The sequence below is a fragment of the Streptomyces sp. NPDC048441 genome (assembly GCF_043200235.1).
Taxonomy (GTDB): Bacteria; Actinomycetota; Actinomycetes; order Streptomycetales; family Streptomycetaceae; genus Streptomyces.
Map to the genome: position 1 here is coordinate 147,111 of NZ_JBICXM010000008.1, position 24,292 is coordinate 171,402.

The window sequence follows — 24,292 nt, forward strand, 5'->3', positions numbered from 1 at the left end:
GCGTCCGGGGCCGCCTCTCCGATTGCTCCACCTCCAGATCAGAAGGGATCCAGGCGACATGGGCAACGGCAGTCCGCTGGACTTCACGGGACGGGTGGTGCTGGTCACCGGCGGCACCAAGGGAATCGGCGCGGCCATCGCCGAGGGCTTCCTCTCCGCCGGTGCCGATGTCGTGGTCTGCGGCCGTGGCGCACCCGCCACGCCACCCGCCGCCGACGGCCGGGACGCGGTGTTCCTGCCGTGCGACGTGCGCGATCCCGAGGCGGCGGCCGGCCTTGTCGACGCGACGGTGGAGCGGTTCGGCCGACTTGACGTGGTCGTCAACAACGCGGGCGGCTCGCCGGACGCCGATGCGGCCACCGTATCGCCCCGCTTCGTCGAGAAGATCGTCGCGCTCAATCTGCTCGCCCCGTTCTATGTCGCGCAGGCCGCCAACAAGGTCATGCGGGGTCAGGAGAGCGGCGGCACGGTGATCAACATCGGCAGCGTCTCGGCGCACGACCCGCAGCCGGGAACGGCCGCCTACACCGCGGCCAAGGCCGGACTCCTCGCGCTGACCCGGGCGTTGGCCCTGGAGTGGGCGCCACGGGTGCGGGTCAACCACATCACCACCGGCCTCATCCGCACCGAGAGCGCAGCCGCTGTCTACGGCGAGGACGGCGGGGCAGCCGTGGCCGACATCATTCCCATGGGGCGGATGGCCGTCCCCGAGGACGTGGCCCACGCCTGCCTGTTCCTCGCCGGCGACCTCTCCGGATACGTCAACGGCGCGGACCTCGCGGTGCACGGCGGCGGAGAGATACCCGCCCGCTTCCTGGCGGCGCGGCAGAACACCCCTGGGTGACGCGCGCACAACGATCAGCGCTGCATGCCCGGACGATCATCGGCGCGGTGACGCCGGTCAGCGGGCCAGTACCAGCCAGGTGTCGGGAATGTCCCGCCGGTCGGCTGGAATCAGCCTCAAGGGCTGTTCCGGCCTGCCTCCGAGCCCTGACGATCCCCGAGAACCGTTACTTCCGCCGTGCCGCCGGCGCCCCCACGTTCCCGGAGATCCCCTTGATCAGACGTCACGCCGTCCTCGCCGCCGCGGGCACCTTCGCCTCCGCCGCGCTCATCGCCACCGTCACGGTGGCTCCGTCCGCCGTGGCCCGCGAGTCGAAGGGCGGAGCCCCGGCCCTCGACGAACGGTCCGCGGCGGCCCATGGTGTCGCCGTCGCCGCCGCCCGCGCGGCGAAGAAGGGCGTCGACTGGAAGGACTGCTCCGCGAGCTGGGGCCTCGCCAAGCCGATCCAGTGCGGCTACGTGACCGTTCCCGTCGACTACACCCGTCCCGACGGACACACCATCAAGCTCGCGGTCGACCGGGCCCGCAACACCGGGAGCAAGAAGGACCGGCAGGGCTCACTCATCTACAACCCCGGCGGACCCGGCGGTTCCGGCCTGGACTTCCCGACGTACGTCACGGAGAAGGATCCGGTCCAGGCCAAGCCCGCGAAGGCCTACGACTACGTCGGATTCGACCCCCGCGGGGTCGGCCGCTCCGCCCCCATATCCTGCGCGGACCCCCAGGAGTACGCCAAGGCACCGCAGCTGGACCCCGTCCCGGACGGTGAAGCCGACAAGCGGGCTCACCGCAAGCTCGCCGCCGAGTACGCCCAGGGATGCAAGGAACGCGGCGGCGACCTGCTGCCGCACATGAACACGCCGAACACCGCCCGCGATCTGGACGTCATCCGCGCCGCCCTCGGCGATGCGAAGCTCAACTACCTCGGTGTCTCGTACGGCACCTACCTCGGGGCCGTGTACGCCGAACTGTTCCCCTCCCACGTCCGGCGCATGGTCTTCGACAGCGTGGTCAACCCCGCCACCGAGAAGATCTGGTACGAGGCCAATCTCGACCAGGACGTCGCCTTCCAGGGCCGCTGGAAGGACTGGACGAAGTGGGTCGCACGGCACGACGACGTGTACGGGATCGGCGCCACCCGGGCCGAAGTCCAGCGCCAGTGGGACGACTTGCGCGCGAAGGCCAAGAAGGACCCCGTCGGCGGCGTCGTCGGCCCGGCCGAGCTGCTCGCCCTCTTCCAGAAGGCCAGCTACTCCGACGGCGCGTGGGCCCCTGTCGCAGCCGCCTGGTCCGCCTACCTCAAGGGAAACGAGAAGCCCCTGATCAAGGCCGCGGGTCCGGACATGGCGAACACCGCCAAGAACAAGGAGGCCGAGAACGGCAACGCCGTCTACACCGCCGTCCAGTGCAACGACACCAACTGGCCGACGAACTGGCGCACTTGGGATCGCGACAGCACGCGACTGCACTCCAAGAGCCCGTTCCTCACCTGGTCCAACACCTGGATGAACCTCCCCTGCGCCACCTGGCCGCTCAAGCAGGGCAAGCCTGTCGACGTGCGGCCCGGCAAGGCGCTGCCCGCCACCCTCGTCGTCCAGTCCCAGCGGGACGCCGCCACGCCCTATGAGGGCGCGGTCGAGCTGCACAAGCGGCTGCACGGCTCACGGCTCATCACCGAGAAGGACGCGGGCAACCACGGTGTCACCGGCCTGAAGAACGCCTGCGTCAACGAGCGCGTCGATGCCTATCTCCTGACGGGCGAGACCGGTGCGAAGGACGTGACCTGCGCCCCGCACGCCGCACCGGAACCCGAGAAGCCCTGACCCGCGGAGCACACCGCCCCGTCCTCGATCTCACCCTCCCTTCACGGATTCACGGAGACACATGCGACGCGCACTCAGATGCCTGCTCCCGCTGGCGATCGTCGCCGGTTCCGCCGCACTCGGCGCGGCCGGCACGGGAACCGCCACGGCGGCCGGGCCCGGTACTAGTACCAGCATCAAGGACCGCATTCTCGCGATACCCGGGATGAGCCTCATCGAGGAGAAGCCGGTCGACGGCCACCGCTTCTTCCTCCTGAACTACGAACAGCCCATCGATCACAAGCACCCTGAAAAGGGCACCTTCCAGCAGCGCATCTCGGTACTGCACAAAGGCGACGACCGGCCCACCGTCTTCGAGACGTCGGGGTACGACCTGAACGAGAAGCCGTCCCGCGACGAGCCGACACGGGTCGTGGACGGCAACCAGGTCTCCATGGAGTACCGCTTCTTCACCCCGTCCCGCCCCCGCCCCGCCGACTGGTCCAAGCTGGACATCCGCCAGGCGGCGGCCGACCAGCACCGCGTCTTCAGCGCCCTGCACCGGATCTACGATCAGAAGTGGATCTCGACGGGCGCCAGCAAGGGGGGTTCGACGGCCGCGTACTACCGCCGCTTCTACCCCCGGGACATGGACGGCACCGTCTCCTACGTCGCACCCAATGACGTGGACAAGCGCGACAGCTCCGCCTACTACGACTTCTTCAAGAACGTAGGGACCAAGGAGTGCCGGGACAGGCTCAACGCCGCCCAGCACGAGATCTTCGAGCGGCGCGGGGAGATGGTCTCCCGGCTGAAAACCTGGGCGGACCGGAAGCACTACACCTTCCGCCTCGCGGGCAGCGCGGACAAGGCGTTCGAACTCACCGCGCAGGACGTCGTGTGGGGCTTCTGGCAGTACCACCCCGAGTCCGAGTGCGACACCGTGCCCCGCCCTGACGCCTCCACCGACACCCTCTACGACTGGGTCGGCAAGATCGGCGACTGGAAGGCAAGCACCGACCAGGACATGCGCGGCTACGTGCCCTACTACTACCAGGCCGGTACGCAGATGGGCTCGCCCGACTACGAGGAGCCGCTCCTGGACGACGTACGCGAATACCAGGGCCTCAACGTCCCCCGCACCTATGTCCCGCGCGACATCCCCATGAAGTACGACGGTGGGAAAGCCATGCGGGACATCGACCGCTGGGTCCGTGAGGACTCCTCCCGGATGCTCTTCGTCAACGGCGAGAACGACCCGTGGCACGCGGAGCCGTTCCGGGTCGGCGAGGGCAGCAAGGACGCTCACGTCTACGTCGCTCCCGGGCAGAACCACGGGGCACAGATCTCGACCCTGGCCCCCGACGACCGCGCGGCGGCGACGAAGTCGCTGCTGAAGTGGGCGGGCGTCGCCGACGAGGTACGGGGTGAGAAGGCTGAGCACGGCGCCCCGGCACCCCTGGCCGGATACGACGCGAAGCTCGACAAGCACGGCCCGCGGCTCGCCCCGCGCCTCTGATCGCCGTCCCGGCCGTCCCTCCGGCGGGGGCGGCCGGGCGGTTCGGTCCACCCCGGACGGGACGGTCAACCGGGCAGTTCCAGCGGCACATCGGCGCACACGGCGAACCCCCCGTCGGACGTGGGCCCGGCCGTCAACCGGCCGCCGAGCAGCGCCGCGCGCTCCCGCAGCCCTACGATGCCGTGGCCGCCACCCGGAAGGTCGGGCTTCGGTATCCGGCCGTTCGGGGGCCCGTTGTGTATCTGGACCCGCAGCATGTCGGTGCCGATCTCCACCGTCACTGTCGTGGCCGCGCCAGGAGCATGTTTACGCACGTTGGTGAGCCCCTCCTGCACGGTCCGGTAGGCAGTGCGCTCAACCGCCTCGGGCAGGCCGCGACGCCCGGCGTCTTCTCCACCCTGTCCGCTCTGTCCGCCCTTCATCCGCAGCTCCGCCTCCACGCCACCCCGCGCGATCAGATCCGGCAGATCGGCCAGCCTGGGCCGCGGCCACGACTCCCCCGGCCCGGCTCCGGCCGCGCGCAGCACAAGGATCATGCCGCGCAGTTCCTCCAGCGTGCCGGTCGCAAGCCTGCGCAGAGTAGCGGCCGCCTCCTGCACCTCCGGGTCCCGTGCCGTGACCTCGAGCGCCCCGGCCTGCACGGCCATCAGCCCGGCCTGGTGGGCGACCACGTCGTGCATCTCGCGTGCGAGCCGGGCATGTTCGCGGGCCAGGATCGTGCGCGCGTGCAGCTCCCGTTCGTGCTCGCGCACAGTGGCCAGCTCCTCGACCCGGTCCGACAGGTCACGCCGGGTCTGCACCAGGAGACCGATCACGGCCGGAGCGATGCCGAGGAGCAGCGCGTACAGCAGTGTCTGGCTGTGTTCCTCCACCGACTGCGCCGAGAACTCCGTGAGCGGCCACGGCAGGAAGCTGCCGACGACCACGGCGGCAACCGCGAGCTTGACCTGCCGGTCCATGCGGCGCCGATGCGCCAGCGACCCCAGGGCCACGAAGGCCGCGAGCAGGGCGGCGCCCGCGTACAGGCCCGGCAGGCAGAGCAGCAGCGTCAGGCGCGGCAGACGGCGCCGCAGCAGGAGAGCCCCGGCCGCCCCGAACGACACCGCTGTCTGCCACACGTGCGGAATCGGCATACGGAGGAAGACATCGAGTACGCCCAACACCGCCAGGCACACATCCACCGGCCAGCCGCGGTGCGACAACCGCTCGCAGGTCTTCACCAGGCCTTCTTCTCGCCCAAGTCGGCCAGCAGGCCGGCCCGCTCGGCGAGGACGGCCGCCTGGACCCGGTTGCTGACGCCCAGTTTCGCCAGCACAGCGCTGACGGCGTCCTTCGTCGTGGCCACGGAGAAGCACATCCGGGCTCCGATCTCCCCGTTCGACAGTCCCTGCGCCAGGTAGCCGAGCGCCTGCCGTTCCCGCCCGGACAGGCAGGCCACCGCCTGGGCCGCCGATCTCGCCGCCGCGCCGGGCGGCCGTCCGCCCAGACGCTTCATCACCGAGGGGGACATACAGCCGGTGCCGGTCGCGAGGGCGCGTACGGAACGGATGAGCACCGGTGGCTCGGTGTCCTTGAGCAGGAACCCGCCGGCGCCGAGCGCGAGCGCCTCGGCGAGATACTCGTCGGTGTCGAACGTGGTCAGCATCGCGACGTGCGGCGGGTCGGGCAATGCGCGGATCCTGCGCAGGACGGTGAGCCCGTCGATGTCCGGCATCCGGATGTCGAGGAGCACGACGTCCGGCCGGTGCTCCTGCACGGCGGCCGTCGCCTGTGCACCCTCGCAGGTGGCCACGACCTCGATGTCGTCCGCGCTGCCGAGTATCAGCGTGAGACCGGAACGAATGAGGACCTCGTCGTCGACGACGAGCAGCCGTATGACAGGTACGGCGCTCGGAGGTGGCGTCCGGGACATCACGGAGACCACCTGCTCGACGGGGAACTCACCTGGTCGTCGAGAACCATCGACCACCCCTGTACTGCGTGGTTCACGGAAAGGCTCCATTGCGGCATCAACCTCGACATGGGGTCGACGCAGTGTCGCTGAAGGATCCTGAGGAATAGCTGAGGACGATCGGTACGAAACGGTCGTACGGGTCGATGTCAGGCCTCGCGCCGCCCCGACCGCCCCGGCCGCGCAAGAGCAGCCGGTCGGCGGCCGTCCGGTGGCCGACCGGCCCCTTACCGGCGACCACCCGGTCCGGGTTTCATGGCGGAGCTGCCAACCACCCCCCACACCGAGAAGGCCGGGTCGCACTGTGAGGACTGCTCTTCGTCGCGGCGTCATCGCCGCCGCCATCTGCACCACCACCCTCGTCGCCGCCGCCGGAACCGCCGTCGCCCTGCCGGGCAAGGACGTGTGGCTCGCCGACGTCGCCGCGGCGGTCGCCCCCGCGCAGGCGTACCTCGACGACCGGCTGCCCGCCGGCGACGAGCGGACGGCGCTCGTCCTGGACATCGACAACACCTCGCTCGCCACCGACTACGACGAGGGCGCGGCGATGGAGGCGACGCTCGACCTCGCGCGCTCCGCACGCGAGCGGGGTGCCGAGGTCCGGTTCGTCACCAACCGCCGGGAGACCGGCCGGGACGCGACGGTCCGGCAGCTGGGCGACGCCGGATTCCCCCTCGACGGCCTGTGCATGCGACAGCCGGGCGACGACTCGTCCAAGGAGGAGATGAAGACCGACTGCCGCGCCTCCATCGAGGACGAGGGTCTGACGATCGTCGCCAACATCGGGAACCGGGACACCGACCTGATCGGCGGACACGCCGAGCGCACCTTCAAACTGCCGGACTACGACGGCGAGTTGCAGTAGTAGCGACGCCGTCGCCGACCTCGCCGCGATTCGCGTCGCGTCAGGCCGCCGCCGCGGACTTGACCGCGTGGGCGACCTGGGCGCGAAGGTCGGTGAACTCATCGGACTCGCGCAGCTCGTCGGCGTCGACGGCGCCCCTCGGCAGGGGGATCGGCAGGTCCAGGGCGACGGTCCCCGGGCTCTTGGTCAGCACCACGATGCGGGAGCCGAGGAACACCGCCTCGTCCGCGGAGTGGGTGACGAAGACCGTGGTCCGTCCGGCCTGGGAGGTCACCTGCCGCACGTCCTCCTGAAGCCGCTCACGGGTCAGCGCGTCCAGCGCGGCGAACGGCTCGTCGAGGAGAAACAGTGGGTTCTCGGCGGCGAGGGCGCGGGCGATGGCGACGCGCTGCTGCTGACCACCGGATATCTCCCAGATACGACGCTTCTCCACTCCTTCGAGGCCGACGCGCGCCAGCAACTCCGCCCGCCGGACTGGCCATTGGGCACGGTCGACCCCCGCGTACCGCAGTGCCAGGTCGAGGTTGCCCCGCACCGTCCGCCACGGAAACAGCCGCGGCGTCTGGAACACCACACCGGCCGTCTCGCCCGGCCGCGGCGCGGCGCCGGAGACCCGCACCGAGCCGTGGGTGGGCTGCTCGAACCCGGCGATCAGCCGCAGCAGCGTACTTTTGCCGCAGCCGGACGCACCGACGAGTACCAGGAACTCGCCCGCGGGGACGGTCAGGTCGACCGGTCCCACGGCGGTGACGGTCTCGCTGCCCCGGCCGTACTGGTGAGTGACGCTCTCGAGGCGTACCGATCCGGCGCGGTCGGCTCCCTGTGCCTCAATTCCCTTGCTGACAGTCTCACTTGAGGACATCGGGCAGTCCCTTCAGGTAGAAGGCCTTGCGGACGGCGTCCGCGGACGGTGCGGAGCCGATCTGCTTCTGGTCGGCCAGGAACTGAGCGGTGTCGGTGACGTAGGTCAGCAGCTTGCCCGGACTGCCGTCGGTGCCCAGCCAGTCGGCGGAGGCGACCTCGTCCGGCGTGAGGAACACTCCCTGCGCGAGCTGGGCCCTGGCGTCCGCCGCGCTGATGCTGAGCTCGGTGGCGATGGCCTTGACCGAGCCGTCGAGGTCGGACTTGAGCAGGCGCAGGGCCTTGGCCTCCACCTTCCGCCAGGTGTCGATCGCCTTCGGGTCCCTGGCGATCAGCTCGTCGGACACGACGGCGAGGTCCAGAGTCGGCTTGCCCGCCGCGCCGACCTTCTTGCTGCTGGTGAGCTGGGTTCCGCTCGTGCGCAGCTCGTCCAGCGTCGGCAGCCAGACGTAGGCCGCGTCGATGTCCCCGCGCTGCCAGGCGGCGATGATCGCCTGCGGTTGCAGGTCGACCAGCTTGACGTCGGACGCCTTGAGACCGGCCGTCTCCAGTGCCGCCAACAGGCTGTAGTGCGACGTCGAGGCGAAGGGGGTGGCGATCGTCTTCCCCTTGAGACCGGCGACGTCGGATATCCCGGCATCCTTGCGGGCCACCAGGGCCTCGTTCTCGCCCGCGACATCGAGAATGAAAGCGACCTTGTACGGGATCGGTGAACTCCCGGAGATCCCGCGGGCGAACGGGCTGGAGCCCAGTGCGGCGATGTCCAGGGACTTGCCCAGGAAGGCCTGGTTGACGCTGGCGCCGGAGTCGAACTTGATCCAGGTGATCTTGTAGTCCGGCAGCGCCTTCTCCAGCAGCTTCTTGTTCTTCACGAGCAAGTCGCCGCTGGGAAAGGCGAAGTAGCCGACGCGCAGCCGCTTGGCCCCGCCGGACGAAGCCGCCTCGCTGTCCGAGGAGCAGCCGGTGACGGCCGCGGACACCCCGGCCAGGGCGGCGGCGAGCAGCAGACGTCGAGTAGGGCCTTCAGGAGTGGAGCGAGGAGTGGAGGGAGACATGACGGGCCGTTTCTGTTCAGGAGTTCGGTGCAGGAGCAGGAGGTGCAGGAGGCGCAGGAGGCGCAGGAGGCGCAGGAGGTGCAGGAGGCGCAGGAGCAGGAGGCGCAGGAAGGAAAGGACCTAGGCGTGTCCGCGCCAGGGCACGACCGCGCGCTCCAGCCGAAGCAGCAAACCGTCGATGACGAGCCCTGAGACGCCGATGGCGATGATGCCGACGAGCACCACCGGGGTGTTGTTGTAGTTGGCGGCGTCCTTGACCATGCCGCCGATTCCGGGCAGCCCGTTGACCAACTCGGCGGCGACGAGGGAGGAGTAGGCCACCCCCACGGCCAGCCGTACACCGGTCAGCGTCTGCGGCAGGGCGGACGGCACGATGACGTCCTTGACGACGTCCCACCGGGAACCGCCCAGGGCACGGGCCGCCTCGATCAGGCTCTGTGACACGGCGGTCACCGCGGTCGTCGTGGACACCGCCACCGGCGGGAAGGCGGCAACGGCCAGCAGCGTGATCTTGGGTTCCTCGTTGATGCCGAGCCAGATGATGAGCAGCGAGAAGTACGCCAGCGGAGGCAGCGTCCGCAGGAAGGTGATCCAGGGCTCGAAGAGCGACCGGACCCAGCCGACCGTTCCCATGACGAGGCCGAAGACCACCCCGAGGGCGATACCGATGCCGGCTCCGAGCGCGATGCGTCGCAGGCTGATGCCCAGGTGCTCGATGAGCGTGGTGCCGTTGTAGCCGCGTACTCCGTCGTGCGTCGTGGACACCTCGATGAACGCGCTCCAGACCTTCGCCGGGGGCGGGACCAGCGTCTCGCTCCACGTTCCGCTCGCCGCGAGCAGTTGCCACAGGAGGAGGAACAGGAGAAGCGAGCCGAACGGCAGGGCGATGTGGCGCACGCGCGATGGAGTGTCGGTCCGAGGTCGCGAGAGGGTCGTGGACATGGGGACGGGGCCTCCATGGGCGCGGGGAGATGAGCAGTTGCGGCCGGGCGGGGCCGGGCAACTCGGAGGGCGCACCGAAGTGCGGGAGACAATGCGGGAGACAAGGGGGATGCGGGAGACGCGGGCGCCGCCGGGAACATCACCGGACGGCGGAGCGCGTCAGAAGCGCTGAATCAGCAGCTGGACGAGGAGCTGAATCAGCAGCTGGATCAACAACACGAACAACACGAAGCCGGGCATCGGCACAGGTCGATGACCAGGCGTCGCACCAGCAGTTCGTGAATCATGGGGCCCATTTCTACAGCAGCCACGGCTCTTCACCAAAAGGCGTCCCGCTCCCTGGACCGCCCGTTACATAGCCGCCATGAACTTGCCATATACGAGCCGGAATGGCGGTCGGGCGACTGCCGGTTGCCGTGAGTATGACCATCGGAGTAGCGCTTTCACTTCAGGACCGAGTCGACAGTACGGTGCAACTCGCGCGGGAGGCTCACGAGGCCGGACTGCGCTCCGCGTGGTTCGGCCAGACCTTCTCGTACGACTCCCCCACACTCGCCGCGATCGTCGGCCGCGAGGTGCCGGGACTGCACGTCGGCACCGCGGCGATCCCGGTCTTCGGCCGTCACCCGCTGCTTGTCTCCAGCCAGGCCCAGACGGCTCAGGCCGCGACCGGCGGCCGCTACCACCTGGGCCTCGCGCTCGGCACGAAACAGCTGACCGAAGCGGCCTTCGGCATCCCGCACGAGCGTCCCATCGGCCGGCTCCGCGAATTCCTCACCGCCCTGCGCCAACTCCTCGAGACGGGCAGCTCCGACTTCCACGGCGAGCTGCTCACCGCCACCACTCCCCTGCCGGCGCGGGTACCCGGCGCCGAGCCACCGGTACCGCTCCTGGTGGCCGCCATGGGGCCGCAGGCGCTGCGCGTCTCGGGTGAACTCGCGGACGGCATCCTGCCGTTGCTCGCCGGTCCGCGCGCGCTCGCCGAGCACATCGTCCCCGCCGTCACCGCCGCGGCTGAGGCGGCGGGCCGACCCGCGCCCCGGATCGTGGCCTTCGTGCCCGGCGTCGTCACCGCCGACGCCGAGACAGTACGGGAGACCGCGACCGAGGCGCTCTCGTTCTACGAGCAGTTCCCCTCCTACCAGCGTGTCATCGGGCTCTCCGGAGCCACCCGGGCCGTCGATCTGGCCGTCATCGGCGACGAGGAGACTGTCGCCGCCGAGGTGCGCCGGTATCGGGAAGCCGGAGCGACCGAGGTGGTGTTCACCTCGACGGACCTCGGCGGCGAAGCGGACCGACGCCGTACATGGAACCTGCTCGGAGAGCTGGCGAACACCTGAGGCGTGCGACCGCCCGCGAGCCGCCGCCCCCGGTACCGTGGGTGCCGAGCTTCCCGCTCAGCGACCGTCCAGGACGGAGGTCAGCGGTGACGAGTCTCTATGAACACGCAGGCGGCGACGAGGGCCTGCACCGCCTCGAGGAACTGTTCTACGACAAGGTGCTCGCCGACCCCGTACTCAGAGGGGTGTTCCCGGAGCGGCGCCCGCACCACGTAGAGCATCTGACCTGGTTCACCGCCGAGTCCTTCGGCGGCCCCGGGCGCTTCACGGCCGAGCTCGGCTTCGCGCACATCATCGACGCGCACCGGGGGCTGCGGATCACCGATGAGCAGCGGGCACGGTTCGAGGAGCTCTACCTCGAAGCCGCGGAGGAGGCCGGGCTCCCCGCCGACCAGCCCTTCCGCACGGCCGTACGCTCGCACGTCGAGTTCGGCTCCCGGGTGGCCCAGCAGAACTCGCACGCCGAGACGGACGAGCAGCTACATCCGCTGCGGTCGGTGCCGGAATGGCAGTGGCCCAAGGAGTGAGGTGACGGAGGGGACCCCTCCGTCACCTCACCTCCTCGCTCACGCCTTCAAGGGGAAGTGACACAGGGCCGTGTGACCATGGAAGCGACCGATCTCGGAGAGCATCCCCGACGCCGAGGTCTGCGTCGGCTCACAGCTGCGCGCCGAGGGGTGCCGGCCGCGCGCTGCGGACAGGGGCGCTCCTGATCAACGTGGCCCGCGGACGGGCCGGTCACCGGAGAGCGGGCCGAAAGGTCGCGCCGCCACCACGGTATGACGCAAGCTGGCCCGCATGGACTGGCTGCCGTTGCTCTCCACCCTGGCCGGTGCCGCGATCGGCATCGTCGCTACTCTCATCGCGGATCGGAGTCGGTGGAAGCGCGAGGATGCCAAAGAAGCTCTTCGGCTGCGGCTCGACATCTACGCCCGGTACACCACCGCCGTGAAGGTCCTCGGTGAGACCCTGCGGGCCTTGGCCGAGCGAGAGCACCCTTCCGACGATGAGCGGGCGCTCGCGCTGCGCGAGGCCTTTCGGGCATCAGACATCGCCGTCGCATCCGAACAGATGTGGCTCATCGCGCCCCAGCCCGTCGTCAAGGCCTCCAACAGCGTGTTCCACTGCCTGCGACGCATCTGCGACGGCTACATCGACGGCACTTCTGTCAGCAGCCCAGAGGATCACGCACGCTGGGAGGCGCGCGGCAGAGCGGCCGCCGAGATGCGCAGACTCATGCGCGAGGATCTCGGCGTCGGCCCACTCACCGAGCGCCACAGCACCTAGCACCGGACCCGGCGTCCGGGGTATTAGGCCGCTGCCCCGGTCTCCGTGAGGTCCGGTATCCCGGCGACGCTCTCCAGTACGTAGGTGTGGGGCTGCGCTTCGAGTGCGGTGCGCGGGAGCCGGCCGGTGAGGACGCCGACCACCACGCCGGCGCCCGCGTGGTGCCCTGCCCGCAGATCGACCGCCGTGTCGCCCACGACGAGGACCTTGCGTACGTCCATGACGCCGGACTTCTCCATCGCGCGATGGATCATGTACGGGGCGGGGCGGCCGCGTACCACCTCGTCGGCGGTGACCACCGCGTCGAGGTTGCCGCCCTGGCCCGTGGACCAGCCGAGCGAGGCGAGCAGCGGCAGGGCGACGTCGTCGCTGAAGCCCGTGGTCAGAGCGACCTTGATGCCCCGCGCACGCAGTTCGGCCAGCACCTTGTCGGCCTGGGCTATCGGCCGCGGCGGAACCTCCTCGTAACGCTTCTTCAGGAACGCGCGGAACTCGTCGTACTGCCGCTCGACCAGGTCGGCGTCGGGGGTGCCGCCGCCGAGGCGGACCAGCGCGTCGATGGCCTCGCGCTTGTCCGTGCCCATCCAGGTCTGCAGATCCGCCGTGTCGACCGTGGCCCCGGTCGACTCGACGGCCTGGCGCAGCGCCTCGTACACCGCGCCGTGTTCCTCGATCGTGGTGCCTGCCATGTCGAAGACGGCGAGTTCAATCACTGGGGTTCTCCTCGTCAGTGCGGTACCGGCCGACGACGGTGTGGCCCTCGGCGGTGTTCTCGATGGTGAAGTTGGCGAGCGTCGGCAGATACCGGTCGTCGGCGCACTCCAGCGGCACGCCGTCCCGCGAGAACGCCAACCGCCGTACGCGCAGCAGGGGTTCGCGCGGCTCGATGCCGAGGAGTGCCGCGTCCTGCTTGTCCGCGGCGATGGCGTCGATGGTGTGGCGGGCGTGGTGCAGGTCCACATTGCGCGCGCACATGGCCTCGTAGATGGAGCCCGCGTCTGGGTCCATGTCGAAGAGGTGCTTCCCGACGTGCAGGACGAACGTGGAGCGCTCGACCATGACGGGTACACCGTCCAGTTGCCGCAGGCGGACCAGGTCGATGACCGGTTCGCCCTCGCCGAGGCCGAGCCGGGCCGCCGCCTCGGGGGAGGCACGGCGGCGGGCGACCTCGACGGTCAGCTGGCCCGGTTCCCGGCCGATGGACCTGGCCCACTGCGTGAACGACATCAGTGAAGCGAACGGCTGCGAGGGGGCCGCCTTGCGGGCGACGGGCGGCTTGCCGCGGCCGCCGACGAGATGCCCCTCCGAGCGCAGTATCGACAAGGCCTGTCTCACCGGACCGCGCGAGGTCCCGAACTCCTCGCAGAGCTGGGACTCGCTCGGCACCGGCTCGCCCTCCAGCCACTCGCCGGATTCGATACGCCGCAGGAACTCGACGCCGAGCTGCTCATGGAGAGGCACACCCTTACTTGTCTTCACAAGATGACTATGGCAGTACGTACACCTGCCCTTCAAGGGGACGCATGGGACGAACGTGCGGCAGATCCAGGTCACTGGCAAGCCTTCCGGGGCGCGGAAGGTAAACAGAGGGGAAACTTGTACACACAAGTCTTGCCCGCCGGGCCACGGCCTCGCACGCTGCAAGTCATGAGCATCACAACAGCACCACCCTCCGCCCCTTCGCCCGCCGCCGAACCGCCCCGCGGCCGCAGCGACCTGGTGATCGTCGGTGCCGGGATCGTCGGACTCGCCCACGCCTTCGAGGCCGCCCGGCGCGGCCTGACCGTCACGGTCGTCGAGCGGGACTGGCAGCCCGTGGGGGCCTCCGTACGCAATTTCGGGCACTGCTGCGTCACCGCACAGCGCGGTGACCAGCTGGAACTGGCCTACCGCGCACGCGCGGGCTGGCTCGAGGCGGCGAAGAGCTCGGGCCTGTGGGCCCGTGAGGCCGGCGCTCTGGTGGTGGCCAGGTCCGCCACGGAGATGGCGGTCCTGGAGGAACTGCGTACGGAGCGCGGCGCGGACACCGTTCGGCTGCGGACCCGCGGGGAGGTCGCCGCGGAGCTCGGCCGGGCTGGCGGCGACGGCGACATCGAGGGCGGCGCGTTCCTCCCCGACGATCTGCGCGTCAACCCCCGGGAGGCGGCCCCCCGCCTCGCCGAGTGGCTGTCCATACAACCGCGCGTCACCGTAGTGTGGGGCACCCAGGTCAATGGCGTCGAAGAGGGCATCGTCCACACGAGCAGGGGCCCGGTCCACGGCGACCGCGTCCTCCTGTGCGTGGGCCACGACTTGGACCGCCTGTACCCGCAGGCGGCCGAGGAACACGGCATCGAGCGCTGCCGGCTGACCATGGCACGCGTCGTGGCACCCGAGGCGTTCCGTACCGACGCGGCGATCCTCACCGCCACGTCCATGCTGCGCTACGAAGGCTTCACCGCCATGCCGTCGGGTCCCCGGCTGCGCGAGGAAGTGACAGGCCACAGCCCCGAGTTGCTCGATGTCGTCGCCAACGTCATGTTCACCCGGCTGCCCGACGGCACGGCCCTGGTCGGCGACTCGCACGCGTACGGGAGCACGGCCCCGCCCTTCGAGGAAGAGTCGACGTCCCGGCTGCTCCTCGCCGCGGCGGCCGAGGTCCTCGGCGCGGGAGAGCTGCGGGTCACCGAACGCTGGCAGGGCGTCTACGCCAGCAGCGGCCGCGGCCCACTCCTGGTCCGTGATCTGGCTCCCGGCGTGCGGGCCCTCTCGGTCACGTCCGGAATCGGGATGACGCTCTCCTTCGGCCTGGCCGCCGCCACGTTCGACGACTCCCTGGCCGCGACGGCCTGAAGCGCCGCTCCTCGCCCCGCCCCGCACCCGCCCCGCACCCGCCCCGTACCCCGTCTCCATCCCCGCACAGCGGGCCCGCGCCGCGAGCACGTCTCGCGGCGCGCGGTCCGGCACTGCGTAGCACCACGGCGTACCCGCGCACATGGCTCACCAGGCACCGAGGACAAGGAGATCACCATGCCCGACGGCACCCGGCCCGGGGTCGCGCCCGACCCGCTCACGCTGCCCGAGGCGGACCGCACGGCCCACAGCCGTTCCCTGCGCTGGCGTTGGCAGATCTTCGCCGTCACCTGGATCGCGTACGCGGGCTTCTACTTCGTGCGCCAGGCGTTCTCGGTGGCCAAGCTGGGCATCCTCGACGATCCCGCCGTCAACCAGACGCTCACCTCCCACACGCTCGGCGTGATCGACGCCGTCTATCTCGCGGCGTACGCGGTGGGCCAGTTCGTCTGGGGATCGTGGGCCGACCGGGTCGGGCCGCGTGTCGTCGTGATCGGCGGGATGGCAGGTGCGGTGGTCGCTTCGGCCGTCGTAGGCCTGAGCACCTCACTGCTGGTGTTCGGTGCGGCGATGGCCGTGCAGGGGCTCGCGCAGTCGACGGGCTGGGCCCCGCTCTGCAAGAACGTCACCAGCTTCGTGCCGGTGAAGGAGCGCGGCCGGATCCTCGGACTGTGGTGCACGAACTACGCGTTCGGCGGGCTCGCCGCGCCGCCGTTCCTCGGCTGGTGGGCCTACTCGGTCTTCGACAGCTGGCGCGTGGCGTTCTTCGCGGGGTCCGTGACACTGGCGGTGGTACTCGTCCTGTTCGTCGTGTTCCAGCGCAACGCACCCCAGGACGTGGGCCTCCCCCACCCGGACGCGGACGCGGACGCCGACGAGGCGACGGCGGAGTCCGAGTCCGAGTCCGGGGCCGGGGCCGGGTCCGGGTCCACACAGCCGAAGGCAGCGCCCTCCTCCAAGGAGATCTACCGCGCGATCCTGCGCGACCGGATGGTCCTGACCCTCAGCGCCGCCTACTTCCTGCTCAAACCCGCCCGCTACGCGCTGCTCCTGTGGGGACCGGTGATCGTCAGCCAACGGCTGCCCGACGCGGGCAAGCTGGAGGCCACGCTGATCCCGGTGGCGTTCGGTGTCGCCGGAGTCCTCGCGCCGATGACGGTCGGCTGGATCTCGGACCGTCTGTACTCCTCCCGGCGCGTCCCGCCGTGCGTCCTCTCGCTCGGACTGCTGATGGTGATGCTGGCCGCGTTCGTGCCGCTCACCGCGACGGGCAGCACCGCGACGATGGTCGCCGTCCTCGCCGTGATCGGCTTCGGCCTCTACGCCGCCGACGCGCTGATCGCCGGTGTCGCAGCCGTCGACTCCGGCGGTTCCGGCGGGGCAGGCACCGCCACCGGGTTCGTCAACGGCTGCGGGTCGGTCGGCGCGATCCTCGGCGGCCTGCTCCCGGGCTTCCTGTCGACGACGCCGCTCTTCTACGGGTTCGCGGCCGCCGCCGCGCTCGCCGGGCTGATCATGCTGCCGCACTGGAACCGCACTTCGGCAGCGCCACACTAAAGCGCTTCAGCTCTGTTGACTAAAGCGCATTAGTTTGCAGGGAGGTATCTCGTCGAAGGGCCTGTGGCCTGCGAGTTCATCGTTCTCGACGAGAAAGGTGGGGCGTAAGTGTTGACGCGCACGGGGAATCGGGGCAACTTCTTATCCGCTGCCCCGGCCTCCTCGATCGTCGAGGGCCCCCGCGCCCGCTCACGCCCCGCCCACCCAAGTGAAGGAGTGATCCACGCATGGATCGCAGAACGTTCATCGGCCTGCTCGGCGCGGCAGGGGTGACGGTCGGACTCACCGGCCCGGCAGGGCTGACCGCCCCGCCCGCGTACGCCGCAGCCGACCCGGCTCCGGGCCGGGCCCCGCATCAGCCGTTCATGCACGGCTACAACGCGGCCTCCATCAAGAACTGGAGCCCGCAGACCGACCGTTACGCCAAGTACTTCCGCTCGCGCGTCCCACTGGCCACTCGTATCGCCCCGTTCGCCGCGACCCAGGCGAACCCGGCCCTCGCGACCGGCCCGCAGCTGATGAACCTGAGCTACGACTACGACAACTCCTTCTTCACCGCGTACAAGTACAACGACGTCTTCGCACGCCGCCTGCTCCGCTTCTGGCAGTACACCGACCTGTACGGCTCCTGGCACGGTATGCCCGTCGAGGGCTCACCGACCGACGACCCCGAGCACGGGCTGATCAACCTGCCCAACCCCGCCTACACCGATGCCGCCCACCGCAACGGCGCGAAGAGCCTGGGCTGTTGGTTCTGGCCGCGGTCCGGCGCCTTCTCCGACTACCTGGAGCAGCACGACGACGGCAGCTTCCCAGTGGCGGACAAGCTGATCGAGATGGCCGAATACTTCGGCTTCGACGGCTACTTCATCAACCAGGAGGCCGAGACCGCACCGGCGGACGCGGCCAAGCTGATGAAGATGCTCAAGTACCTGCGCGCCCAGGCGCCCAAGGGCTTCCACCTCCAGTGGTACGACACGATCATGGTCAACGGGAAGCTGGACTACCAGAACCAGTTCAACGACAAGAACGCCCCGTGGATCCAGGACGGCGACACCCCGGTCAACAACAGCCTGTTCGCCAACTACTGGATGCCGACCGCCGAGCAGGTCGAGACCTCCCGCAGCACGGCCGAGAAGCTGGGCCTCGACCCGTACGAGGCCGTCTTCCACGGCACGGAGAACGAGAAGTACGGCTACAACCCGCCCTACGACACCCGGCTTGTCTTCCCCGAGGGCAAGCCGGCGCGCACCAGCTGGGCGCTGTTCGGCTCGCAGTTCGTGTGGGACCGCTACCCGGACCGCGACAACCCCGACGCGCAGGACCCCGCCTTCCAGCGGGAGCGCCGCTACTGGTCCGGTCCCAACGAGGACCCGACCCGCACCGGTCGCACCGAGTACGTCCCCTGGCCCCACGAGGACGACGGCAAGCCGCGCGACGCGGACAACCACAAGAAGTGGGACGGCGTCGCCCGGTACATCACCGAGCGGTCGGTGATCGGCTCGTTCCCGTTCGTCACCCGCTTCAACACCGGCCACGGACGGGCCTTCTTCCTCGACGGCAGCCGCGCGGGCGGCCGGGACTGGAACAACGCCGGCATCCAGGACATCCTGCCGACCTGGCAGTTCTGGACGCGCAGCGAGGGCAAGGACGCACCGCTCACCGTCGACTACGACTACACGATGGCCCACGACGGCGGATCGTCCCTGCGCATCGCCGGCGACCTCGGCCCCGCCAACACCACCACCGTGCGGCTGTTCAAGACCGCGCTGAAGGTGACGGGCGGTGAGCGGCTGTCCGTCACGTTCACGACCGGGCAGGCCGGCGCGGACAGCGGCCTGGAGGTGGGGCTGATCTTCGCCGACGCTCCGGGACGCTTCGTCTGGCTGCCGGCCGGACGCACCAGTAGCCGTTCCTGGAACACGGCCGTCCGCAGCCTCAAAGCGTTCGAGGGCCGGACCATTGCCGCCATCGGTGTGCGCGTGTCCTCCCGCCGCCAGGGCGCCTACGCGGTGAACCTCGGCGAACTCGCTCTCCTCGGCGGCGAGCGCCCCGCCCGTCCGGGGACCCCATCGGGCTTCACCGTGGACGCCGCCGAGGTCCAGGACGGCACCGCCGAGGTGTTCCTGTCCTGGCGGTTCCAGGGCCGGGGCGTCTGGTACTACGACGTGTGCCGCGAGCTGCCGGACGGCAGGCGCGAGGCCGTCGGCCGGGTGTACGACGAGGTGTACTACGTGAAGGCCCTTGCGCGGACCGGGGACGAGGAATCCACAACACTCCAGCTGGTGGCGGTCGCCCCCGACGGCTCCCGCAGCGCACCGGCCCTCGCGCGGATCCGCTGGACCTGACTGACGGCAGCTGACGCCCCGGACACGCGCGGCGGCCCGACATAGAGCTGTCTCGACCGCCGCGCGTCGAAGGCATCGCTCAGTCGCGCACGAAGTGGAAGATGCCCCACGTCAGGTGCCCCTGGCGGCCCCCGTCGATCCAGTGGCCGAGGCCCTTCTTCATCTGGGCCAGATAGTCGTGACTGATCTGCCGGGCCAGACCGTCCGCCTCCTGCCGCGCCGTCTCCTCAAGGACGCGGGCGTAGTGCGTGGTCAACTGTTCGCCGTGCTCCTCGAAGCCTCCGTCCGTGCCGTCGGCAGGGGTGAAGCCGAGCCTGGACAGTTCCCGCCGGTAGAAGCCGGGTGAGCCCATGTCGTCCAGGTGGATACGGTCGAGGATCGGTTGGAGCACACCCGCCGGGCAGCCGTCCGCGGCCATCGGGTCGGTGAAGATCAGGTGACCGCCGGGCCGGAGTACCCGGGCGATCTCCTCCAGGACCTTGACGCGGTTTCCGCTGTGCAGGAAAGCGTCCTGGGACCAGATGACATCGATCTCCCCGTCGCCGTACGGAATGTCCTCGAAGGAGCCGTCCACGACGTCGATGCGGTCGGTCAGGCCGCGGCCCGCGTTCAGCTCCTTGTGGCGCTGGTTCTCGACCTCGCTCAGGTTGAGCGCGATCACCCGGCAGCCATGCGCATCGGCCAGCTGACGGGCGGATCCGCCGTAGCCCGAGCCGAGGTCGAGGACCACCGACTCCGCGGCCAGAGGCAGTTTGCCCGCCATCCGCTGTACGGTGCGGCGGCTGGCGTCCGCGATCGGCTCGCCCGGGTTTTCGTAGAGGCCGATGTGGATGTCCTCGCCGCCCCACACCTTGGCGTAGAAGGTGTCCGCATCGTGCGAGTTGTAGTAGCTGCGGGCGGTGCCGACCGCACCGCTGTAGCGGGCGTCCGGCCCGTCCTCCGTCCGGAACTCCTTCTCCGCCACATGCACGAAGAAGTCCGGCTGCTCGCCGCGGTACGTGTGCTGGAAGTCTCCGTACGTCTCCACTCGCTGGAAGCCCACGTCTGTCATGAGCTTCCTGGTGTACTCCTTGCGCAGCGGGAACATGTTGAGGTGGTACACGGAGTCGTCCGGGAACCGGTACCGCATACGGCACAGCCCCTCGTCGACGTATTCCGGCTCCACGGCCACGTCCTCGCCGCAGTAGTAGTACCTGTGCTTGCTGGTGTAGCCGTCGTCGAGGATCGCGTCGTAGTTGCGCTGGTCGAGGACCAGGATGCCGTCGTGCTTGAGCATCGCGTAGAACTCGGCGAGCGCCTTTCGGCGGTCGCGCTCAGAGAACAGATGCGTGAAGGAGTTGCCGAGGCAGACGATGGCGTCGTATTCGCCGTGCACATCGCGGTTGAGCCAGCGCCAGTCGGCCTGGACGACCCGCATGACGTGGCCGCCCCTCTTCATGCCGTTGGCGAAGGCCATGGACAGCATCTCGGCACTGCCGTCGGCACTGACGGTCTCGAACCCCGTGGCGAGCAGGTGCACCGAGTGGAATCCGGTGCCCGTCGCGACGTCGAGAACGCTTCGCACACCCCGCTTGCGCAGCAGGTCGATGAAGAACGTCCCCTCGCTCTCCGCCCGCTTCTCCCAATCTATGAGTGAGTCCCACTTCTCGACGAAGCTGGGTACGTATTCCTCCGTGTAGTGCCCGGTTTCTCGTACTTCGACAGGGTTGTCGCCGAACTCTTGGGCCGGTTGCACGATGATGTAGAACCCTTCATTTGTGGGGATTCTGCTCTTACGTAGCTCGCGTTCAGGCCATGGCTGGTTCGCCCTGTCATATCCAGGGCGACTTGGGTCGAAGTGTTGAGAGCATCGCTATCCAGCCTGGAAGGCTTCATTCCTCCAACTGCCGTATACATAGCGGAAGCTGGCGCAAAATCGGCGCGGTAGCGGGCCACTCATGGCGCGTTCGCCAGGGCTGCGGCATCTCCCGACATCACCGCACGCCCGATCACGCACCCCGGCTGCTCGCACCGAGAGCCCGCGCAAGCGCGTCGAGGGTCACATCGACGACGGCGCGCAGTTGCTCCGCACTCGCCCCGGTTCTGCTCATGACGGCAAGGGACTGGTTCACGGCCGCAACATGGATGGCGAAAGTCTCGGCCATCTCGTCGTGCGATCCGCCGGCCTTCAGCGCGGCGCGCAGTCGGGTGCGCTGGAAGCCGACCGCCTCCTTGGTACGCGCGGCGACGCTCGAGCTCAGTACCGGTATCGCCATCGCGGATTGAGCCACCAGGCACCCGTCGGGCAGATCGGGGTCCGCGATGCGTTCCAGAGTGACCTCGAAGAATGCCCGCACGGCTGCGAGTGGTCGATCGGCGGCACAGGACAGCGCGGCGTCGTACTTCCCTCCGTAGCGCGTGGCGTAGCGCTCCAGACAGCGTATGAAGAGCGTGTCCTTGTCACCGAGGGAGGAGTAGATGGAGCTGCGGTTGAGCCCGGTTGCCCGGGACAAGTCGTCCACCGATGTGTCGGCGTAGCCGGCCTGCCAGAACTGGATCATCGCGGCATCGAGCACCGTATCGGGGTCGAACTGCTTCTTGCCGGCCATGCCGCGCCTCCCCGCTCTCGAGCCTGGTGTTACCGATCACTTCATCTTGAACTGAATAGTTCAAGATGGCTAGGCTCCACGCATGGTCATGCTCTGGCGTCCCCATACCTTCGGTGACGTGCGCCGTGGCCGGCGTCTCCTGGCTGACCATCCCGCAGCCCTCAGATCCCATGACGCCCTGGCGGCCACGCATTCGCGGGCCGGCCGTTCCGCCGACATACCGAACCGGCACACCCGACACCGATGGAGGAAGACCATGGCTGCCCCTGGAGGCACCGCCCCCGTCTCCGACAACCCGGTCCCCGACCTGCCACTGCACGATCTGGCCGGTTTCACCCGCCATTGGGTCGACGCGGGCGGCGTCCGACTTCATGCGGTTGAGGGTGGTCCGCCGAACGGCCCAGCCGTCGTTCTGCTCGCTGGATTCCCGCAGACGTGGTGGGCATGGCGAAAGGTGATGCCCACCCTCGCCGAGCGATACCACGTCATCGCGATCGACCTGCCGGGCCAGGGCCACTCCGAACGCCCTGACGGCAGCTACGACACGCACACGGTCGCCGCGCACGTCCACGCCGCGGTGAAAGCGCTCGGAGTCTCGACATACTGGCTGGCCGCCCACGACATCGGTGCGTGGGTCGCCTTCTCCATCGCCTTGAAGTACGAGAGCCAACTGCGTGGCGTCGCACTGCTCGACGCCGGAATCCCGGGCATCACACTCCCCGACACCATCCCGACCGACCCGGAGCGGGCATGGAAGACTTGGCACTTCGCATTCCACCTCGTGCCCGACCTGCCCGAGACACTGCTCGCAGGCCGCGAACGCGATTACGTCGGCTGGTTCCTGAAGGTCAAGGCCCTCTCCCCCGACGCCTTCGACGCCACCGAGATCGAGCATTACGCCACGGCCCTCGCCGCCGACGGCGGACTCCACGCTTCCCTGGCCTACTACCGGGACGCCGCTGAATCGGCGCGGAAAAACCACGAATCCCTGGAGCGACGGCACCTGACAGTGCCGGTTCTCGGGATTTCCAGCAGCCACGGCTCCATCCCTGACATGGCGGCTTCCATCAGGCCGTGGGCCGACAACGCCACCGGGGTCGTCGTGCCGGACGCAGGACACTTCATCCCGGACGAACAGCCCGACGCCGTCGCTGCCGCTCTAGCCGGTTTCATCACTCAAAGCGATTGACGCCGGCCGCCAGACGGCCAGACCCACCTGAAAAGGATTGTTTCGATCTCGAGGGAGTCCTGGTAGACGGGATCGACACTCCGACCCAACTCTGCCCCTCTGGGGCTTAGTTGGTCGACAAGTTCAGCAAGGTGAAGATCGACTGCGGCTGTGAACTGCTTCTTCATGCACCATGCGCCACGTCGTACACCGAGAACAGGATGTCCTTGATCCACGAGGTTCCTGTGACCATTCACGGACACACCGAAGGATCGCCGCCCGGAAAGCGGACCCCCTCCTCTCGCACACCAGGGCCCCGACGCCAGGCGGCGGAGATGTTCCGTGGAAGCGACCGGATCGGGTGCCCCCGGGTCGGCCCCAATCCGCGGAGTCCGGGTGGGCAGATGGTGAGGACCACGACGGTCACCAGATGACCGCCTCGCAGTTCTCCCATGACGCGATGGCTCGCGTGTGTGGTCAGCTCCCCCTGCCCCGGACGACCACATCAGCGTACGCAGCCCACTCCAGCGCACGGTGAGATCCCAGTCGCTCCACTCGCGGCAGGGTGGGCCGACAGCACCCCCCTTGGCCACCCAGGGGTCCCGCGTATGCCACATCCGGCGTAACTCTCGCACGCTATCGATCGTTTTCGGGCAATACGCCGCTGCCGACCCATGGATTCGCATTGCCACGGTTCAGTGTGATTGTCCCCGCTTACATGGTGCAGGCATATCTGCATGAATGCCTAGAATCAATCCTGGAGCAGCCTTTCACGGATCTTGAGCCGATCGCGGTCGACGACTGCTCACCGGACTACGACTACGTACGGTCGTACTGCACCGGCAGGACGGCCCCCAACGCTGTCACGGCCCAGCTCGCCGAGGAGGGCCCGGCGGCCTTCGCCCTGGACCTATCCGGCGCTGGTGACCGCGGAGTCGATCGCAGTGCTCGACCGGGTCTGCGTGCGGTACGGCAGCGCAGACAGGGAGCGATCACCTGCACCCCCGGGCGCAGGCACTTCGAGATCTTCGACCAGTACGACCGGGTCTCGCCTACTTGGACGCACACCCCGAACTTGCGCGCTGGCGGCCCTTCGTCTTCCGCCGGATCGACCACTTCACCACGGTGTTCACGGCACGCGACCGGTTGCCGCACGGCAGCCACGCCGCGTTTCTGCGCCAGGCCCGCGCCTACTGGGGCCGCGGCTACGGCTGCAACCCGGCGGCGATCGAGGCGAAGGTCCGCGAACTGGCGCCCCGCATCCGGTCCGCGGCAGCAGCCGGAGGCGACCGTGACACTGCCCACCAGCGCCGCTCGAACGCCCACCGAAGGA

20 protein-coding genes and 1 pseudogene are annotated in these 24,292 nt (G+C 69.2%); 12 read left to right on the plus strand and 9 right to left on the minus strand.

Features of this window, described 5'->3' with window-relative positions; all coding sequences use genetic code 11:
• The first annotated feature begins 58 nt into the window (after positions 1–58).
• From ACGFSB_RS21290 to ACGFSB_RS21300, 3 genes are all read left to right on the plus strand, one after another.
• Positions 59–844, plus strand: coding sequence for an SDR family oxidoreductase (locus ACGFSB_RS21290; RefSeq protein ID WP_393401445.1), 786 nt, complete (start codon positions 59–61; stop codon positions 842–844).
• 215 nt (positions 845–1,059) lie between these two features.
• Positions 1,060–2,667: an alpha/beta hydrolase gene (locus ACGFSB_RS21295; RefSeq protein WP_393401986.1), complete on the plus strand. Its 1,608-nt coding sequence runs from the start codon at positions 1,060–1,062 to the stop codon at positions 2,665–2,667.
• Between the two features lie 61 nt (positions 2,668–2,728).
• Entirely contained in the window at positions 2,729–4,165 is a 1,437-nt protein-coding gene (locus ACGFSB_RS21300) for a S28 family serine protease (RefSeq protein ID WP_393401448.1), read from the plus strand.
• 65 nt (positions 4,166–4,230) lie between these two features.
• Here the strand turns inward: ACGFSB_RS21300 and ACGFSB_RS21305 are convergent, their stop codons facing one another.
• Positions 4,231–5,385, minus strand: a complete 1,155-nt coding sequence (locus ACGFSB_RS21305; RefSeq protein WP_393401450.1) for a sensor histidine kinase — start codon at positions 5,383–5,385, stop codon at positions 4,231–4,233.
• On the minus strand, positions 5,382–6,077 hold the full coding sequence (locus ACGFSB_RS21310; protein WP_393401453.1) for a response regulator: 696 nt from the start codon (positions 6,075–6,077) through the stop codon (positions 5,382–5,384). Before ACGFSB_RS21310 ends, ACGFSB_RS21305 begins: the two co-directional genes overlap by 4 nt.
• Before the next feature lie 343 nt (positions 6,078–6,420).
• Here ACGFSB_RS21310 and ACGFSB_RS21315 point away from each other — a divergent pair, with 343 nt between their 5' ends.
• Positions 6,421–6,981: an HAD family acid phosphatase gene (locus ACGFSB_RS21315; protein ID WP_393401456.1), complete on the plus strand. Its 561-nt coding sequence runs from the start codon at positions 6,421–6,423 to the stop codon at positions 6,979–6,981.
• 40 nt (positions 6,982–7,021) lie between these two features.
• Here ACGFSB_RS21315 and ACGFSB_RS21320 read toward each other — a convergent pair whose 3' ends face one another.
• The 3 genes from ACGFSB_RS21320 to ACGFSB_RS21330 form a co-directional block, all read right to left on the minus strand.
• Entirely contained in the window at positions 7,022–7,843 is an 822-nt protein-coding gene (locus tag ACGFSB_RS21320) for an ABC transporter ATP-binding protein (protein ID WP_393401458.1), read from the minus strand.
• Positions 7,830–8,897 (minus strand): glycine betaine ABC transporter substrate-binding protein, encoded by a 1,068-nt coding sequence (locus tag ACGFSB_RS21325; protein ID WP_393401461.1) that lies wholly within the window; start codon positions 8,895–8,897, stop codon positions 7,830–7,832. The genes ACGFSB_RS21320 and ACGFSB_RS21325 overlap by 14 nt, the downstream gene beginning before the upstream one ends.
• 120 nt (positions 8,898–9,017) lie before the next feature.
• On the minus strand, positions 9,018–9,839 hold the full coding sequence (locus tag ACGFSB_RS21330) for an ABC transporter permease (RefSeq protein WP_393401463.1): 822 nt from the start codon (positions 9,837–9,839) through the stop codon (positions 9,018–9,020).
• 422 nt (positions 9,840–10,261) lie between these two features.
• Here ACGFSB_RS21330 and ACGFSB_RS21335 point away from each other — a divergent pair, with 422 nt between their 5' ends.
• The 3 genes from ACGFSB_RS21335 to ACGFSB_RS21345 all read left to right on the plus strand — a co-directional run bounded on the left by ACGFSB_RS21335 (position 10,262) and on the right by ACGFSB_RS21345 (position 12,466).
• Positions 10,262–11,179 carry an LLM class F420-dependent oxidoreductase gene (locus ACGFSB_RS21335; protein WP_393401465.1) on the plus strand — a complete coding sequence of 306 codons (918 nt, stop codon included), beginning with the start codon at positions 10,262–10,264 and terminating at the stop codon, positions 11,177–11,179.
• An 86-nt stretch (positions 11,180–11,265) separates the two neighbouring features.
• Entirely contained in the window at positions 11,266–11,706 is a 441-nt protein-coding gene (locus ACGFSB_RS21340) for a group II truncated hemoglobin (protein WP_393401468.1), read from the plus strand.
• A gap of 271 nt (positions 11,707–11,977) precedes the next feature.
• Positions 11,978–12,466: a hypothetical protein gene (locus ACGFSB_RS21345; RefSeq protein ID WP_393401471.1), complete on the plus strand. Its 489-nt coding sequence runs from the start codon at positions 11,978–11,980 to the stop codon at positions 12,464–12,466.
• 23 nt (positions 12,467–12,489) lie between these two features.
• On the opposite strand, the gene ACGFSB_RS21350 is transcribed toward ACGFSB_RS21345, so the two are convergent.
• Both ACGFSB_RS21350 and ACGFSB_RS21355 read right to left on the minus strand, forming a co-directional pair.
• Positions 12,490–13,179, minus strand: coding sequence for a phosphonatase-like hydrolase (locus ACGFSB_RS21350; protein ID WP_393401473.1), 690 nt, complete (start codon positions 13,177–13,179; stop codon positions 12,490–12,492).
• The gene (locus tag ACGFSB_RS21355; RefSeq protein ID WP_393401476.1) at positions 13,172–13,945 is read right to left on the minus strand and encodes a GntR family transcriptional regulator; all 774 of its coding nucleotides are present in this window, start codon (positions 13,943–13,945) and stop codon (positions 13,172–13,174) included. The genes ACGFSB_RS21350 and ACGFSB_RS21355 overlap by 8 nt, the downstream gene beginning before the upstream one ends.
• Before the next feature lie 168 nt (positions 13,946–14,113).
• Here ACGFSB_RS21355 and ACGFSB_RS21360 point away from each other — a divergent pair, with 168 nt between their 5' ends.
• The 3 genes from ACGFSB_RS21360 to ACGFSB_RS21370 all read left to right on the plus strand — a co-directional run bounded on the left by ACGFSB_RS21360 (position 14,114) and on the right by ACGFSB_RS21370 (position 19,203).
• A complete protein-coding gene (locus ACGFSB_RS21360; protein WP_393401479.1) occupies positions 14,114–15,298 on the plus strand; it encodes a TIGR03364 family FAD-dependent oxidoreductase in 1,185 nt (394 codons plus the stop codon).
• 177 nt (positions 15,299–15,475) lie between these two features.
• A complete protein-coding gene (locus ACGFSB_RS21365; protein WP_393401482.1) occupies positions 15,476–16,855 on the plus strand; it encodes an MFS transporter in 1,380 nt (459 codons plus the stop codon).
• Positions 16,856–17,082: 227 nt separating this feature from the next.
• Positions 17,083–19,203 (plus strand): hypothetical protein, encoded by a 2,121-nt coding sequence (locus tag ACGFSB_RS21370; protein WP_393401485.1) that lies wholly within the window; start codon positions 17,083–17,085, stop codon positions 19,201–19,203.
• Positions 19,204–19,282: 79 nt separating this feature from the next.
• On the opposite strand, the gene ACGFSB_RS21375 is transcribed toward ACGFSB_RS21370, so the two are convergent.
• The gene (locus ACGFSB_RS21375; RefSeq protein ID WP_393401488.1) at positions 19,283–20,938 is read right to left on the minus strand and encodes a methyltransferase domain-containing protein; all 1,656 of its coding nucleotides are present in this window, start codon (positions 20,936–20,938) and stop codon (positions 19,283–19,285) included.
• Between the two features lie 253 nt (positions 20,939–21,191).
• Entirely contained in the window at positions 21,192–21,791 is a 600-nt protein-coding gene (locus ACGFSB_RS21380; protein ID WP_393401490.1) for a TetR/AcrR family transcriptional regulator, read from the minus strand.
• A 256-nt stretch (positions 21,792–22,047) separates the two neighbouring features.
• On the opposite strand from ACGFSB_RS21380, the gene ACGFSB_RS21385 reads away from it, so the two are divergent.
• Both ACGFSB_RS21385 and ACGFSB_RS21390 read left to right on the plus strand, forming a co-directional pair.
• Positions 22,048–22,980: an alpha/beta fold hydrolase gene (locus ACGFSB_RS21385; protein ID WP_393401493.1), complete on the plus strand. Its 933-nt coding sequence runs from the start codon at positions 22,048–22,050 to the stop codon at positions 22,978–22,980.
• A gap of 664 nt (positions 22,981–23,644) precedes the next feature.
• Positions 23,645–24,162: pseudogene (locus ACGFSB_RS21390) on the plus strand (glycosyltransferase family 2 protein); the annotation flags it as partial.
• Positions 24,163–24,292: the final 130 nt, after the last annotated feature.

What these genes read in the sequence shown, in the direction of transcription:
- ACGFSB_RS21320 (WP_393401458.1), bottom strand. Translation starts at nt 7,843, where the DNA reads ATGTCCTCAAGTGAGACTGTCAGCAAGGGAATTGAGGCACAGGGAGCC.
- ACGFSB_RS21360 (WP_393401479.1), top strand. Translation starts at nt 14,114, where the DNA reads ATGAGCATCACAACAGCACCACCCTCCGCCCCTTCGCCCGCCGCCGAA.
- ACGFSB_RS21300 (WP_393401448.1), top strand. Translation starts at nt 2,729, where the DNA reads ATGCGACGCGCACTCAGATGCCTGCTCCCGCTGGCGATCGTCGCCGGT.
- ACGFSB_RS21330 (WP_393401463.1), bottom strand. Translation starts at nt 9,839, where the DNA reads ATGTCCACGACCCTCTCGCGACCTCGGACCGACACTCCATCGCGCGTG.
- ACGFSB_RS21290 (WP_393401445.1), top strand. Translation starts at nt 59, where the DNA reads ATGGGCAACGGCAGTCCGCTGGACTTCACGGGACGGGTGGTGCTGGTC.
- ACGFSB_RS21335 (WP_393401465.1), top strand. Translation starts at nt 10,262, where the DNA reads ATGACCATCGGAGTAGCGCTTTCACTTCAGGACCGAGTCGACAGTACG.
- ACGFSB_RS21380 (WP_393401490.1), bottom strand. Translation starts at nt 21,791, where the DNA reads ATGGCCGGCAAGAAGCAGTTCGACCCCGATACGGTGCTCGATGCCGCG.
- ACGFSB_RS21365 (WP_393401482.1), top strand. Translation starts at nt 15,476, where the DNA reads ATGCCCGACGGCACCCGGCCCGGGGTCGCGCCCGACCCGCTCACGCTG.
- ACGFSB_RS21385 (WP_393401493.1), top strand. Translation starts at nt 22,048, where the DNA reads ATGGCTGCCCCTGGAGGCACCGCCCCCGTCTCCGACAACCCGGTCCCC.
- ACGFSB_RS21345 (WP_393401471.1), top strand. Translation starts at nt 11,978, where the DNA reads ATGGACTGGCTGCCGTTGCTCTCCACCCTGGCCGGTGCCGCGATCGGC.
- ACGFSB_RS21370 (WP_393401485.1), top strand. Translation starts at nt 17,083, where the DNA reads ATGGATCGCAGAACGTTCATCGGCCTGCTCGGCGCGGCAGGGGTGACG.
- ACGFSB_RS21325 (WP_393401461.1), bottom strand. Translation starts at nt 8,897, where the DNA reads ATGTCTCCCTCCACTCCTCGCTCCACTCCTGAAGGCCCTACTCGACGT.
- ACGFSB_RS21310 (WP_393401453.1), bottom strand. Translation starts at nt 6,077, where the DNA reads ATGTCCCGGACGCCACCTCCGAGCGCCGTACCTGTCATACGGCTGCTC.